The sequence below is a fragment of the Streptomyces sp. NPDC044061 genome (genome assembly GCF_056434305.1).
In genome coordinates this window covers 113,037-127,052 of record NZ_JBWKFL010000019.1, presented here as the reverse complement: position 1 = coordinate 127,052, position 14,016 = coordinate 113,037, and the positions used below count along the sequence as shown (strand labels likewise).

The window sequence follows — 14,016 nt, the reverse complement described above, 5'->3', positions numbered from 1 at the left end:
CGCGGAGTGGTGTCTACGGTTGCGTAACAGCGGCCCGGACGGCGGCCTCCCGGAGCGGTGCCGCCCGCCGCCTTCGACAATCTGTCGCGGAATTCCCCCGCCCAGGGAACAGGACGCCGATGTCGCGTCCGCATCCCGGACATTTACGCTCGCCCGCATGACCCCTCAGCCCAACCCCTCCGCCGGCGCCGCAGTGAAGGCCGCGGACCGCGCGCACGTCTTCCACTCCTGGTCCGCCCAGGACCTCATCGACCCGCTCGCCGTCGCAGGCGCCGAGGGGTCGTACTTCTGGGACTACGACGGCAAGCGGTACCTGGACTTCACCAGCGGGCTCGTCTACACCAACATCGGCTACCAGCACCCCAAGGTCGTCGCCGCGATACAGGAGCAGGCCGCGACGATGACGACGTTCGCGCCCGCGTTCGCCGTCGAGGCACGCTCGGAGGCGGCCCGGCTGATCGCCGAGCGGACACCCGGCGACCTGGACAAGATCTTCTTCACCAACGGCGGCGCGGACGCCGTCGAGCACGCGGTGCGCATGGCCCAGCTGCACACGGGCCGCCCGAAGGTGCTCTCGGCGTACCGCTCGTACCACGGCGGCACCCAGCAGGCGGTGAACCTCACCGGCGACCCGCGCCGCTGGGCCTCCGACAACGGCAGCGCCGGTGTCGTCCACTTCTGGGCGCCCTTCCTCTACCGCTCCCGCTTCTACGCGGAGACCGAGGAGCAGGAGACCGCGCGGGCCCTGGAGCACCTGGAGACGACGATCGCCTTCGAGGGGCCGGGCACGGTCGCGGCGATCATCCTGGAGACCATCCCCGGCACCGCCGGGATCATGGTGCCGCCGCCCGGCTACCTGGCCGGGGTCCGGGAGATCTGCGACAAGTACGGGATCGTGTTCATCCTGGACGAGGTCATGGCCGGGTTCGGGCGGACCGGCGAGTGGTTCGCCGCCGACCTGTTCGGTGTCGTACCCGACCTGATGACCTTCGCCAAGGGTGTGAACTCGGGTTACGTGCCCCTCGGCGGTGTGGCCATCTCCCAGCGGATCGCGGAGACCTTCGGCAAGCGGCCCTACCCGGGCGGGCTCACCTACTCCGGCCACCCGCTGGCCTGCGCCGCCGCCGTCGCCACGATCAACGTGATGGCCGAGGAGGGTGTCGTCGAGAACGCCAGGCGGCTCGGTGAGTCGGTCCTCGGTCCGGCCCTCGCCGAGCTGGCCGAGCGGCACCCGAGCGTCGGCGAGGTGCGCGGCACCGGCGTGTTCTGGGCACTGGACCTGGTGAAGAGCCGGGAGACCCGGGAGCCGCTGGTGCCGTACAACGCGGCCGGCGAGGCGAACGCCCCCATGGCCGCGTTCGTGGCCGCCGCCAAGCAGCACGGCCTGTGGCCCTTCGTGAACATGAACCGGACGCATGTGGTCCCGCCGTGCAACGTGACGGAGGCCGAGCTGAAGGAGGGCCTCGCGGCTCTGGACGCGGCGCTGAGCGTCGCCGACGAGCACACGGTGTAACCCAACTGCAGCTGACGTCGGGGCAACCCGAACGCGTAAGGTGGCGTGCTCGTAAGAGAAGGCGAGTACGTCACCCATACGTGTGAGGAGAGGCCCGGACGATGCCCGGCAACGGCGCCGTGACGCGCAGCACCCTGCGCCAGCAGATCGCGGACGCGCTGCGTGACGAGGTGCTGGCGGGACGCCTCACGCCGGGCCGGGCCTTCACCGTCAAGGAGATCGCCGACCAGTACGGCGTCTCGGCGACCCCGGTCCGCGAGGCCCTGGTCGATCTCGCCGCGCAGGGCATCCTGGAGGCCGACCAGCACCGCGGCTTCCGCGTCCCCGAGTACTCGCCGGCCGACTACCGGGACATGATCGAGGCCCGCAGCCTGGTCACCGACGGCATGTTCCAGGCCCTCGGCAAGGACCACCCGGCCTTCGCCGACATGGAGAGCCCGCGGACGGTGGCGGCCCTCGCCGCCGTGCGCCGGCGAGGCGAGGAGGCGCAGCGGGCCGCGGCGGCCGGGGACCTCACCGTCCTGATCGGCTACGATCTGCGGTTCTGGCGCGAGCTCAGCGGCCTGTACGGCAACCCCTACCTCACCGACTTCCTGCACCGGCTGCGGGTGCAGTCCTGGGTGTGCGCGGTGCAGCACCTGCGCCGGCTGCCCGACGTGCGCGGCCGGCTGTGGGCCGGGCACACCGACCTGGTCGACGCCCTGGCCCGCCGCGAGGCCGAGACGGCCCGGGCGATCGTCGCCGCCGCCAACGAGCACTCGCTGGCCCTCGTCGAACGACTGGCGGCGCAATGAGCGGCGCCGCGGAGGCGGACCGCCCGCTGGGCGGCCCCACGGAGCCCGGACGCCCGGCGGACGGCCCGGCGAGTCGCACCGCCGGGGACAACAGGATCCGCATCCCCCACCCGCGAGCCGCCGACGGCGTGCTCGCCGCACAGGTGCCGTCCGCACCCGGTCACGTCGGCTCCGTCGGCTCCCTCGACTCGGTGGACCTCTCGGTCGTCATCCCCGCCTACAACGAGGAGGACCGCCTCGGCCCCACCCTGGAGGCCGTCACCCGGTATCTGGCCGGGAACGCGGCGCACACCTGGGAGGTGATCGTCGCCGACGACGGGTCGACCGACGGCACCCGGCAGGTGGGCGCGCTCCACCACCCCCGGGTACGGCTCGTCACCGGTCCCCGCAACCGTGGCAAGGGGCACGCCCTGCGGCTCGGGGTCGCCGCCTCCCGCGGCCGCCGGGTGCTGATCACCGACGCCGACCTCTCCGCGCCCATCGAGGAGCTGGAGCGGCTGGACCGGGCGCTCGGCGAGGGCAACGCGGCGGCGATCGCCTCCCGGTCGGTGCCCGGCGCGGAGATAGCCGACCGGCAGCACCGGGTGCGCGAGCTGCTGGGCCGCGCCGGCAACTTCCTGATCCGCTGCACGGCCGTGCCCGGCATCCGGGACACGCAGTGCGGCTTCAAGCTCTTCGACGGCGACCGGGCCCGCGCGGCCTTCGGCGCCGCCCGGCTCGACGGCTGGGGCATCGACGTGGAGGTGCTGCACCACTTCCACCGCGCCGGCTGGCCGATCGCGGAGGTCCCGGTCCGCTGGAGCCACCGGCCCGGCTCCAAGGTCGGCCCCCTGGACTACGTCCGCGTCCTCGCCGACCTGGCCCGCATCAGGGCCCGTGCCCTGCGCCCCGCCGACCTGCTGGCCGCCGTCCTCTTCCTGGTCATGTCGGTGGCCCTGTACTCCGGCCGCTTCTTCGACCCCTCCCACCGCTATCTCAGCGACTCCATGCAGGACCAGAACCAGTGGGAGTGGTTCTTCGCGGTCACCGCCGACAGCGTCGCCCACCTGCGCAATCCGCTCTTCACGGACCTGCAGGGCTTCCCCGACGGCGTCAACCTGATGGCCAACACGGTGATGCTGGGCCTGTCGGTGCCCTTCACACCGATCACCCTGCTGTTCGGCCCGGCCGTCGCGCTCAGCCTCTGCATGGCCCTGGGCCTGGCCGCCACCGCGGGCGCCTGGTACTGGCTGATCGTGAAGCGGGTGGTACGACGCCGGGCGGCGGCCTTCGTCGGGGCGTCCCTGGCGGCCTTCGCGCCGCCGATGGTCAGCCACGCCAACGCGCACCCCAACTTCGTGATCCTGTTCATGATCCCGCTGATCGTCGACCGGGCCCTGCGCCTGGCCACGGGCGACCGGGTGGTCCGGGACGGGATCGTGCTCGGCCTGATGGCCGCCTACCAGGTCTTCCTCGGCGAGGAGCCGCTGCTGCTCGCGTCGATGGGCATGCTCCTGTTCGCCGCCGCCTACGGTGCGGTGCGCCGGGACGTGGCACGGGCGGCCTGGCGGCCGCTGCTGACGGGGCTGGCGATCGGCGGCGCCGTCTGCCTGCCCCTGGTGGCGTACGCGCTGCACTTCCAGTTCTCCGGGCCGCAGAGCTACCAGGGCATCCTGCACGGCGACAACGCGGGCAACAGCCCGCTGTCCCTGCTGGCGTTCGCCGAGCGCTCCCTGATCGCGGGCGACGCGCAGATCGCCGGCCCGCTGTCCCTGAACCCGACCGAGCAGAACGCCTTCTACGGCTGGCCGCTGGTCGCCGTCGCCTTCGCGATCGTCGTACGGCTGTGGGAACACGCCCTGGTCAAGGCGCTGGCGTTCACCGCGGTGGCCGCGGCGGTCCTCTCCCTCGGCCCGAAGATCCGCATCCCGCTCACCGACACCGTCTACCCAGGCCCCTGGGCGCTGCTCGCCCACAGGCCGCTGTTCGAGTCGGTGATCGAGGGACGCGTGGCGATGATCTGCGCCCCCGCCCTCGGCATGCTCCTCGCGCTGGCCGTCGACCGCGCCGCCGCCTCCCGGAACCCGGGCAGCCAGTACCTCGGCCTGCTGGGCGTGGCCCTCGCGCTGCTCCCGCTGATCCCGGCCCCGTTGAAGTCCACGGACCGGGTCGCGGTGCCCGCCTTCATCACCGACGGGACCTGGAAGTCGTACGTCCGTCCCGGCGAGACGCTGGTCCCGGTGCCGCTGCCCGACCCTGGCGCCGCCGAGGCCCTGCACTGGCAGACGGAGGCCCACCTGGGCTTCAAGCTGCCCGGCGGCTACTTCAACGGACCCTGGGGCGACCAGCACGTCGGCATCTACGGCGCCGCACCGCGCTTCACCTCCAACATGCTCCGGGACGTCCGCTACACCGGCCTCGTCCCGGTGATCGGCAAGAACTGGCAGGCACAGGCCAAGCGGGACTTCGCCCACTGGAAGGCGGGCGCCCTGGTGCTGGCGCCGCAGCCCAACGACGGTGCCCTGCGCACGGTCCTGAAGAAGCTGACCGGTCGCGAGGGTAAGTGGACCGGCGGGGTCTGGGTATGGGACCTGCACAAGGGGAGCTGAGCCTGCGCCGCACCGACTACCCTTCCCTGACCACCTGCTGCCGTGCGTGAACGCGCGCCTGCCGATGCGAGGAGCCCTCTTTGGCCTGTGACCTGTGGCTGGTACCGCTCGTCGACGTGTTGTGCCACACCCCGGACAACCCGTTCGCCGAGGAACTCGCGCACTACAACGACGCGCTGGCCGCGGCCGGGCTCCCGCCGGTGCCGGTGTACCAGTACATGCCGGGTCTGTCCGGAGACGTGGCCCCGGTGGCCGGCTTCGACTACGACGCGCTGCACTTCCTGCGCCGGGCCTATCTGCTCCAGGTGTGCGGGCTGCCGGTGACCCCGGTGGACGAACTCGGCGGCGACTACGAGCAGCTGCTGGAGATGTTCGAGTCGACGGCCCAGCAGTCCCACCTGGTCTGGCACTACGACCACGCGGGCGCCTACGTCCCCGTCGACTTCCCGCACCCGCTGTCCAACGAGGAGCTGCTCGCCGGGGGCGGCCCGCTGGGCTCCTCGCAGTCCCTGCTGCGGGAGCTGGAGTACGTGGCCCCGTCGATCGGCATCGATCCGGCCAATCCGCCGACGGCGCCGGAACCGCCCTCCGCTCCCACCGAGTTGGAGGAGCCGGCCGTCCCGGCGCCGTACGACCCCAGCCCGTTCGCCCGCGAACGGCACGTGTGGCTCGGCCTGCACGCGGCCGCGACGCGGTCGCTGGCGCAGGGGTCGATGATCGTGTTCAGCTGAACCGGCGGCCGCGGATCAGAAGGTGCCCGCGTTCAGCGCCTGCTGGAGGTGACGCGTGGTGTCGGGACCCCACTCGCCGTCGACGCCCGCACCGACCTTCTTCTGCAGCGCCTTGACCGTGTTCGGGCCGACCACCCCGTCCGCCGCCACCTTCAGATAGCCCTGGAGGGCCTTCTTCGTCAGCGGCCCGAAGGAGCCGTCCACGGACAGCTTCGCGCCGTGCGCGTTGAGCACGCGCTGCATGGCGGCACAGGTCGCGGGACCGAACTCGCCGTCCACCGCGAGCTTTCCGGAGGAGGGCGGGCGCGGGGCGGGCGGCTGCGGCTTGGTGCCGCCGTTCAGCGCGGCCTTCATCACCGCGTCCGAGGCCGGCCCGTACTCGCCGTCGACCGTCAGGCCGTACTTCGACTGGAAGGCGCGCACCGCCGCGTCGGTGGCCGGACCGAAGTCGCCGTCGACGTCCAGCTTCGACCCCATGACCGTGTTGAGGTTCTGCTGGAGCGTCTTCACCGCCGGGCCCGTGGAGCCCTTGCGCAGGATGCCGTCCGAGGCGGGCAGCGGGCTCGCGTCACCGTAGCTGGGGCGCCCGTAGCCGACGATCGTGCTGGAGTTGCGGAGCCGCCGCATGCACTGGTCGCTGGTGTTGCCCTCGATGGTCGTGATGGTGCCGTTGGAGTGCACCGCCTCGACGACACCGACGTGGTCGATGGCCCCGATGGACCGGCTGCCGCTCCAGTCGAAGAAGACGACGTCGCCCGGGCGGATGCCACCGATGCCGTAGTGCCACAGGCCCCGCGACTGGAACGACTGCGCGTGGGCGACGGTGTACGCGAACTTGCCGCCGACCGCGCCCAGGTTGTCCGAGTGGGCCGCGGCGTAGCTGACCGTCATGTCGCACCAGGCGTCATTGAAGCCGTACCACTCGGTGACCTTGTTGTGGTTGGAGCCGGGCGGGTACTCCCCCGTGCCCAGCAGGCTGCGCATCTGCGCGAGCATTCCCTCTACAGATCCCATGTCACACCGCCCCGTTCTCGGGGAAGGCGTCGATGTCGCCCTTGACGACGACGTTCGGGTCCTGGCTCACGCCGGCCTGGTCCGGGTCGACGTCGAAGACGCCGGCGCCGCCGCGTGGTTCGACGGGCTTGTCCCCGGCCGCGGCCGCGGACTGTGCTGCGCTCTCAGGCATGCAGTTCCCCCATGTGTACGGAGACGGGCACGATCCGCCGTGCCTCGTCATGTCCATGAGTCTGCTGTGCCGGAACGCGGCTGTCGTTGGCGCTGTGCGCACAGTTCCTTGACGGGCAACGGCCATGCCCCCGCGGCCCTGGCGCACCCGCGCGGAAGCACGTCGGGGTGGTCCCGTACGCGGCCCGGAAGGACCGGCTGAAGTCGGCGGCCTGCGCAAAGCCCCAACGTGCCGCGATCACGTGGACGGGCAGGTGACGCAGCCCCGGATCGGCCAGGTCGCGCCGGCACCGCTCCAGCCGCTGCCCCTTGATCCAGGACGCGACGGTCAGTCCCTGACGCTGGAAGAGCCGGTGCAGGTAACGGGTGGAGATGTGGTGCGCGGCGGCTATCCGGTCCGGCGTGAGCCCGCCGTCCGCCAGTCGCTGCACGATGTGCTCCTGGATGCGCGGGAGCAGCGCCGAGTCCCCGAGCCCCTCGTCCAGCAGAAGGGCGACCAGCTCGGACACCACGGTGCCGAGCCTCAGCTCGTCACCGGGCCGGTACGGGGCGGTGTCCGCGGCCAGACCGGCCAGGAACTCCGCAACCAGCACGGCCAGTCCGGAAGACCGCCCCAGCTCCCGTGCCACCAAGCCGTCATGAACCGGCGAACCGCCCGCCGGGTGCGCCGTGATCACGGTGTTGGACGCCCCGGTCAGCCGTATTCGGAACGGCCTGCCCGAGTCGAGGAGCACGAGCCCGCCCGCCCCGATGCGCACGGCCCGCCCCGCCTGCTCCAGCTCCAGTTCCCCGTCCTGCACCAGCAGGAGTTGCCGACCGGCACCGCGCCCGTCCCCCCGCATCTCCGCCGCGGGCCCCCGTGCGGTGGACACCCGCACGGCCCCCAACTCCCGCACGGTCCGCTCGTACCGGCCGTCCAGTTCCTGAGCCCATGCCTCCATGTACCGCTGTCCCCCTCGGACGCATCAAGATCAACTAGCTCCATGGATACCGGACGGCCGTCCCCGAGCCATAGGCGCCACGTCGCAAACGTGCCCCGATATCAGACCGGTTGGGAACCGGAATCCGCCCCCAGCGCCGAACGCAGCAGCAGCGTGTGGACGAGTCGGCCGGGCCCGGTCGGCGGGTAGCGCCACGCCAGCGGCCACGTCTGCCCCTCCAGCGCGGGCACCGGGATGTAGCAGACCCGGTACGGCCCACTCGTCAGCCGGGTCACCTCTTCCGGCCAGCTGTGGTGGCCCGTGCTCCCCGCCCCCACGAGGAAGTAGACACAGCGCCGCCCGCTGCCCGACTCGACCACCGGCCCCGGATCACCTCCGGTCATCCGCGCCAGCCGGTCGGCGACCTCGCGCCCACGGTCGCCGTCGAGCCGTACGGCGTCGAATTGGACCCCTGCCTTGCGGAGTTGGATGCCGGTCATGGGAACCCATTCCAGGACGGGGTGACTTTGCGTATTCATGCGACCAGTGTCAGTGGGTGCCACTACGGTCTTCCATGACTCTCCGTCGACCCTTCGAAACGGTCGGGAGTCGACGTGGAGAGCCGATGACCGGTTGAGTTCGGTTGAGTCCGGGGGTGACCGCAATGGCGCGGGCGGAGAACAAGGTGGAGGCGGGCGGCACGGCACATCTCGTCGCCGCCCTGGCGAAGGCACTGCGGGAACAGCAGAGCCTGACACAGGACGAGCTGGGGAAGCGGATCGGCTACACGGGCTCGGCGATCAGCGCGATGGAGACGTGTGCGCAGCCGGCCAGCGACAAGATGCTGGTGGCGCTGGAGGAGCAGATCGGGGGCGGGCTGGGGGTCTTCGAGAAGGCCCGGCGGTGGATGCTTCTGGAGAAGTACCCGGCCCGCTTTCGGGGCTTCTCCGAGTTGGAGGCCGGGGCGGTCACGATCAGTTCGTACGAGACGCTGGTGATCGACGGACTTTTCCAGACTGAGGAGTACGCGCGTGCGCTGATCGGTGGCAGCTACCCGCCCGTCACGGAGCAGAAGCGCGAGGAGCTGGTCGAGGCACGGCTTGCTCGAAGGGCTCTCTTCGACCGGGTCCCGGCCCCGATGATCGAGCTGATCCTTGAAGAGAGCGTGCTGAGACGGCCGTTCGGATCCCAGGAGGTACTTTGTGGGCAGCTGCGCTCGCTAGCCAAAGACGCCCAGCGGGACAACGTCTGCATCCAAGTACTTCCGCTCGACCGCGGGCTGCGAGGCACCTATGCAGGCGACCGGGGCGCTATGAAGCACGTGGTGACCAAGGACCACGAGCACGTGGTCTACATGGAGGTCGAGGACCAGGGCATCCTGATCAGCGAACCGGCCGAGGTGTCCCAACTCGCCCACCGATATGCGAAGATCCGCGCACAGGCCCTGAGTCCGGACAACTCGCTGAGCCTCATCGAACAGCTGGCAGGAGAGAAGTAATGACCGACACCGGCACCCTTCGGTGGATCAAGTCCAGCTACAGCGACGGCGGCGGCGGCAACTGCGTCGAGGTAGCCCCCGCCCCCCACACCATCCACATCCGGGACTCCAAGAACCCCGACGGCCCCCGTCTCACCGTGTCGCCGGGGGCCTGGGCCGACTTCCTCAGAACACCGGCGTTCCCGCCTGCGTCAGCTTCCAGTTGGTGACCGCGAAGTCCGCCGGATCCAGACTCTTCTTCGCCGTCACGTAGTCGATCATCAGCTGGCGGATCTCGTTGGTCGAGCTGTAGGCGATCTCCGCCGAGGCGATGTGCGGGTACCCCGAGCCGCCGTTGGCACGGTAGTTGTTGACCGCCACGACGAAGACCTGGTCGGCGGCGACCGGGGCGCCGTCGTAGCTCAGGTTCCTGATCCGGGAGCCCTCGGGCTGGGCGATGTCGATCTCGTAGGACACGCCCGCCGCCGTGTCGTACATGTAGTCCCAGAAGTTGTTGGCGTTGGTGAGGGTCGCGGTGTCGACCTTCGTGCCCGCCGGCACCTGGTGGTAGTACTTCGCCGCGTACTCCAGGTAGTCCTTGAGCTGCGCGCCCGTCAGCTTCTTGCCGTACAGGGTGTTGTCGTAGATGTAGAGGCCGGCGATGTCCTTGATGGTGACGGCGCCCTTGGGGATGTCCGCCGTGCGGCTGAAGGGGGCCGCCACCGAGATCAGCGGAAGCGCCGCGTCGGCCGTCGACAGGCCCGCCTTCACCGTGTCCGCCTGGACCTTGTGGATGAAGTCCATGATCGGCACGTCCTTCCAGCAGGAGTCCGCCGCCGAGAGGTCCTCGGTGCACGTGCCGACCGCCGTGTTGACGTACTCAACGACCAGCTCGTGGTCGGCCTCCAGGAGCTTTTTGATCTCCGGGTCCTCGTCCACCGCGTTGGGGTTGAGGGTCTGTGCCGTCTTGCTCGTGACCCGCCACTGGCCGTGGTGCAGTTCGAGCTCGAAGTCGAAGACGCTCAGGCGGTAGCCCCAGCAGTACGGCTCGGAGAGGAGGACCTCCTCGCCCGTCTCGGCGTTCTTCACGGTGTAGGACGGGACTTCCACGTGGGTGTGGCCGACCAGGATCGCGTCGATGCCCGGTACCTGCTCGGCGACCAGGTTCGAGGCGTTCTCGACGTAGGGGAGTTCGTCGCCGTAGGACGAGGAGCCGTCCAGGCCCGAGTGGTCCGTCAGGAAGACGACGTCACAGCCCAGCGCCCGCAGCCTCGGCACGTACTTCTTCGCCTGCTCGACCAGGCCCGGGAAGACCATCCTGCCGCTGACGTTGTCCTTGTCCCACAGCGCGATGCCGGGGTTGGTGAGGCCGAGGATGCCGACCTTGATGTCCGGGGCGCCCGGCACACAGATCCGCTTCACGGTGTAGGGCTGGAAGGCGGGGCGCAGCGTCTTCGCGTCCAGCGCGTTGGCGCCCAGCAGCGGGAAGCGGCACTGCCGCTCGAACTTCCGCAGCACCTCGATGCCGTAGTTGAACTCGTGGTTGCCGAGGGCGGCCGCGTCGTAGCGCATGTGGTTCATGGCGACGGCCATCGGGTGCTTGGGGCCGCGCTTGCCGTCGGTGCCCGTGATGGGGTCGACGCGGGCGAAGTAGTAGGCCAGGGAGGTGCCCTGGATGATGTCGCCGGCGTCGACCAGCAGCACCCGGTCCTCGCCCTTGGCGGCGCGCTGCTGCTTGATGAGGGTGGCCATGCGGGCCACGCCCACGGAGTTGCCCGCCTTGTCGGTGTAGGGGGCGTCCTTGTAGTAGTCCCAGTCGAAGACGTGGCTGTGCAGGTCGGTGGTGCCCAGAATGGAGAACGACCAGGTGCGCGGCGCCTTTTCGGGCTTCTGGCCGGCCGCCTGGGCGGGGGCCGCCGAGACGCCGCCGGCCGCGGCCACGGCCGCTCCGGTGACGGCCGACTTCTTCACGAACTCCCGGCGGTTCATGGGACTGACGGGCATACGAGGCTCCTGGGTACGCGTGCGAGAGGGTCGACGGATGAGCCGTGCGGGACTACACGCGTAGATCGTGGCGTCGGTCAGGTCTGCCCGAAACCAGGAGTGAGCCATGTCCCGGTCAAGGATGCGTCAGGGGTGCCTGATGAGCCTGATCACCGGCGGCCACAGCACCCCGCTCGCCATCAGCAGCGAGGGCCCCAGATGCACGGGGCACACCCACAGCGGGGGCCGGTCGTGCCGGACGACCTCGAAGACGGCGGGGTCCGAGCAGTCCGTGCCGCCGGCCTGGTCGCCCTCACCGCCGTACGGTCCCCGGCACCGTGCGTTCCGGCGGACGCTCATACCTCGATTGTCCCTCGCGCGCGAAACGGGGAACCGCCCGCCGATCACGCCGGGGGCGGATCGACGGGCGGTTCCCGTGGTGCGAGGCGACGTGCGAGGCGACGGCCTACAGGAACGAGTTGATCTCGATCGTCTCGTCCCGGCCCGGGCCCACGCCGATCGCGGAGATCGGGGCGCCGGACATCTCCTCCAGCGCCTTGACGTAGTTCTGGGCGTTCTTCGGCAGGTCGGAGAAGGACTTCGCCTTGGTGATGTCCTCCGACCAGCCGGGCAGGGTCTCGTAGACCGGCTTCGCGTGGTGGAAGTCCGTCTGCGAGTACGGCAGCTCCTCGACGCGCTTGCCGTCGATCTCGTACGCCACGCAGACCGGGATCTGCTCCCAGCCGGTGAGGACGTCCAGCTTGGTGAGGAAGAAGTCGGTCAGGCCGTTCACGCGGGTCGCGTAGCGGGCGATGACCGCGTCGAACCAGCCGCAGCGGCGGTCACGGCCGGTGGTGACACCCCGCTCGCCGCCGATCCGGCGCAGCGCCTCGCCGTCCTCGTCGAACAGCTCGGTCGGGAACGGGCCGGCGCCGACACGGGTCGTGTAGGCCTTGAGGATGCCGATGACCCGGCTGATCTTCGTCGGGCCCACGCCGGCGCCGGTGCAGGCGCCGCCCGCGGTCGGGTTCGAGGAGGTGACGAAGGGGTACGTGCCGTGGTCGATGTCGAGGAGGGTGCCCTGACCGCCCTCGAACAGGACGACCTTGTCCTCCTCCAGCGCCTGGTTGAGGACCAGCACGGTGTCGGTGACGTACGGCTTGATCTGCTCGGCGTAGCCCAGCAGCTCCTCGACCACCTGGTCGACGGCGATCGCGCGCCGGTTGTACAGCTTGGTGAGGAGCTGGTTCTTGACGTCGAGGGCAGCCTCGACCTTCTGGGTCAGGATCGACTCGTCGTAGAGGTCCTGGACCCGGATGCCGACGCGGTTGATCTTGTCGGCGTAGGTCGGACCGATACCGCGCCCCGTCGTACCGATCTTCCTCTTGCCGAGGAAGCGTTCCGTCACCTTGTCGACGGTCACGTTGTACGGCGTGATGACGTGCGCGTTACCGCTGATCAGGAGCTTGGACGTGTCGACGCCACGCTCGTTCAGACCGCTCAGCTCGGAGAGCAGGACCGACGGGTCGACGACGACACCGTTACCGATGACCGGCGTACAACCGGGAGAGAGGATTCCGGAAGGGAGAAGGTGGAGTGCATACTTCTGGTCGCCGACGACGACCGTGTGGCCGGCGTTGTTGCCGCCCTGGTAGCGCACTACATAGTCCACCGAGCCACCGAGCAGGTCGGTCGCCTTCCCCTTGCCTTCGTCACCCCACTGAGCACCGAGCAGCACAAGTGCGGGCACGCGCGTACACCCCTTCCGGGCGGGGCATGTCCAAGGTCGGGTGCTTGGGCGTAAGGTTCACCGCCGCGTACCACCGCGACCGCCTTTGGTCGCACAACCGTCGGACCGGATGCCCCGGAATAGACGAAGCCCCTGGCGCAATAGCGCAAGGGGCTCTTGCACAAAGATGCTACCCGAGGAAGCGAGGCAGGACCGAGGTGGCGACTTTCGCGACGTCCGATCAGCTGCTTGTGATCATCGATCCGACGGCACGGCACAGGGACGGGGAGTCCGTACGTATCGCGAAAGACGTGCTCAGCGCGGGTGCGACCACCAAGGTCTGTCTGCCGGACGGGCCCGAGGAATTCGCCCGGGCCCTCGGCCGGCGAGGGTCCCGGCGCCCGGTCGTGGTCGGCGACGACCGGGCTCTGGTCCGCGCGGTGACCCTGCTGCACCGGCGTCGGGAGCTGGCCGGATGTGTGCTGTCGGTGGTGCCGGTCGGGGACGCGGCGCTCGCCGAGTCCCTCGGCGTTCCGGCCGGTACGGTGGCGGCTGCGCGGGCCGTGCTGGACGGGGCGGAGCGCCGCCTGGACCTGCTGGTGGACGACAGCGACGGGGTGGTCCTGGGCACGCTGGGTATCCCGCCGGCGCCGCTGCGGGCGGATTCCGCCGAACCGGTGAGCGCCCCCTCCGGGCACCCCTGGCTGCGCACGCGCTACCGCTCCCTGGTCCGCACCCTGGCCCCGCGCCCCACCCGCCTCGCCGCCATACCCTCCCCCGGACCCGCCCGCCTGCGCGTGGAGGTGGACGGCGACACGGTCGTGGACCTGGACCAGCCCGTGGAGGCGGTGTCGGTGTCGCCGGGCGCCCGCGGGGTGGCCGAGGTGGAGGTGCGGCCGCTGTCGCTGGGCGCGGAGGCCACGCCGCTGCGGGCCTCGGGCCGGTCGGTGACGGTGGTCGGGGCGGACTTCCGGTACCGGGCGGACGCCGCGGTCTCCGGGCCGGTGCGGCGGCGTACCTGGACGGTGCGCGAGGAGGCGTGGGCACTGACGCTGCCCGCCCGCGGGTGACCCCGACCAGCGCGCACGGACATCGG

14 protein-coding genes are annotated in these 14,016 nt (G+C 70.6%); 7 read left to right on the top strand and 7 right to left on the bottom strand.

Features of this window, described 5'->3' with window-relative positions:
* Positions 1-157 precede the first annotated feature (157 nt).
* From AC07CM_RS29585 to AC07CM_RS29570, 4 genes are all read left to right on the top strand, one after another.
* Positions 158-1,513 carry an aminotransferase class III-fold pyridoxal phosphate-dependent enzyme gene (locus AC07CM_RS29585; protein ID WP_478879502.1) on the top strand — a complete coding sequence of 452 codons (1,356 nt, stop codon included), beginning with the start codon at positions 158-160 and terminating at the stop codon, positions 1,511-1,513.
* A gap of 101 nt (positions 1,514-1,614) precedes the next feature.
* Entirely contained in the window at positions 1,615-2,307 is a 693-nt protein-coding gene (locus tag AC07CM_RS29580) for a GntR family transcriptional regulator (protein WP_478879501.1), read from the top strand.
* Positions 2,304-4,895 carry a dolichyl-phosphate beta-glucosyltransferase gene (locus AC07CM_RS29575; protein WP_478879500.1) on the top strand — a complete coding sequence of 864 codons (2,592 nt, stop codon included), beginning with the start codon at positions 2,304-2,306 and terminating at the stop codon, positions 4,893-4,895. The genes AC07CM_RS29580 and AC07CM_RS29575 overlap by 4 nt, the downstream gene beginning before the upstream one ends.
* An 80-nt stretch (positions 4,896-4,975) precedes the next feature.
* Positions 4,976-5,626 carry a hypothetical protein gene (locus AC07CM_RS29570; RefSeq protein WP_478879499.1) on the top strand — a complete coding sequence of 217 codons (651 nt, stop codon included), beginning with the start codon at positions 4,976-4,978 and terminating at the stop codon, positions 5,624-5,626.
* Positions 5,627-5,641: 15 nt separating this feature from the next.
* Here AC07CM_RS29570 and AC07CM_RS29565 read toward each other — a convergent pair whose 3' ends face one another.
* The 4 genes from AC07CM_RS29565 to AC07CM_RS29550 all read right to left on the bottom strand — a co-directional run bounded on the left by AC07CM_RS29565 (position 5,642) and on the right by AC07CM_RS29550 (position 8,270).
* Positions 5,642-6,640 carry a peptidoglycan-binding protein gene (locus AC07CM_RS29565; protein ID WP_478879498.1) on the bottom strand — a complete coding sequence of 333 codons (999 nt, stop codon included), beginning with the start codon at positions 6,638-6,640 and terminating at the stop codon, positions 5,642-5,644.
* A 1-nt stretch (position 6,641) separates the two neighbouring features.
* On the bottom strand, positions 6,642-6,812 hold the full coding sequence (locus AC07CM_RS29560; RefSeq protein ID WP_478879497.1) for a hypothetical protein: 171 nt from the start codon (positions 6,810-6,812) through the stop codon (positions 6,642-6,644).
* Positions 6,805-7,752, bottom strand: a complete 948-nt coding sequence (locus AC07CM_RS29555) for a helix-turn-helix domain-containing protein (RefSeq protein WP_478879496.1) — start codon at positions 7,750-7,752, stop codon at positions 6,805-6,807. Before AC07CM_RS29555 ends, AC07CM_RS29560 begins: the two co-directional genes overlap by 8 nt.
* Positions 7,753-7,853: 101 nt before the next feature.
* Positions 7,854-8,270 (bottom strand): hypothetical protein, encoded by a 417-nt coding sequence (locus tag AC07CM_RS29550; protein WP_478879495.1) that lies wholly within the window; start codon positions 8,268-8,270, stop codon positions 7,854-7,856.
* Between the two features lie 116 nt (positions 8,271-8,386).
* On the opposite strand from AC07CM_RS29550, the gene AC07CM_RS29545 reads away from it, so the two are divergent.
* Together AC07CM_RS29545 and AC07CM_RS29540 are read left to right on the top strand one after the other, a co-directional pair.
* Complete coding sequence (locus AC07CM_RS29545) at positions 8,387-9,229, top strand: helix-turn-helix domain-containing protein (protein WP_478879494.1); 843 nt, start codon at positions 8,387-8,389, stop codon at positions 9,227-9,229.
* Positions 9,229-9,438 (top strand): DUF397 domain-containing protein, encoded by a 210-nt coding sequence (locus AC07CM_RS29540; RefSeq protein WP_478879493.1) that lies wholly within the window; start codon positions 9,229-9,231, stop codon positions 9,436-9,438. The genes AC07CM_RS29545 and AC07CM_RS29540 overlap by 1 nt, the downstream gene beginning before the upstream one ends.
* Here AC07CM_RS29540 and AC07CM_RS29535 read toward each other — a convergent pair.
* The 3 genes from AC07CM_RS29535 to AC07CM_RS29525 form a co-directional block, all read right to left on the bottom strand.
* Positions 9,395-11,212 carry a bifunctional metallophosphatase/5'-nucleotidase gene (locus AC07CM_RS29535; RefSeq protein WP_478879492.1) on the bottom strand — a complete coding sequence of 606 codons (1,818 nt, stop codon included), beginning with the start codon at positions 11,210-11,212 and terminating at the stop codon, positions 9,395-9,397. The genes AC07CM_RS29540 and AC07CM_RS29535 overlap by 44 nt on opposite strands.
* A 126-nt stretch (positions 11,213-11,338) precedes the next feature.
* Entirely contained in the window at positions 11,339-11,551 is a 213-nt protein-coding gene (locus AC07CM_RS29530; protein WP_478879491.1) for a hypothetical protein, read from the bottom strand.
* A gap of 106 nt (positions 11,552-11,657) precedes the next feature.
* Positions 11,658-12,941: an adenylosuccinate synthase gene (locus AC07CM_RS29525; protein ID WP_020941292.1), complete on the bottom strand. Its 1,284-nt coding sequence runs from the start codon at positions 12,939-12,941 to the stop codon at positions 11,658-11,660.
* Positions 12,942-13,138: 197 nt separating this feature from the next.
* Here AC07CM_RS29525 and AC07CM_RS29520 point away from each other — a divergent pair, with 197 nt between their 5' ends.
* The gene (locus tag AC07CM_RS29520) at positions 13,139-13,990 is read left to right on the top strand and encodes a diacylglycerol kinase family protein (protein WP_478879490.1); all 852 of its coding nucleotides are present in this window, start codon (positions 13,139-13,141) and stop codon (positions 13,988-13,990) included.
* Positions 13,991-14,016 lie beyond the last annotated feature (26 nt).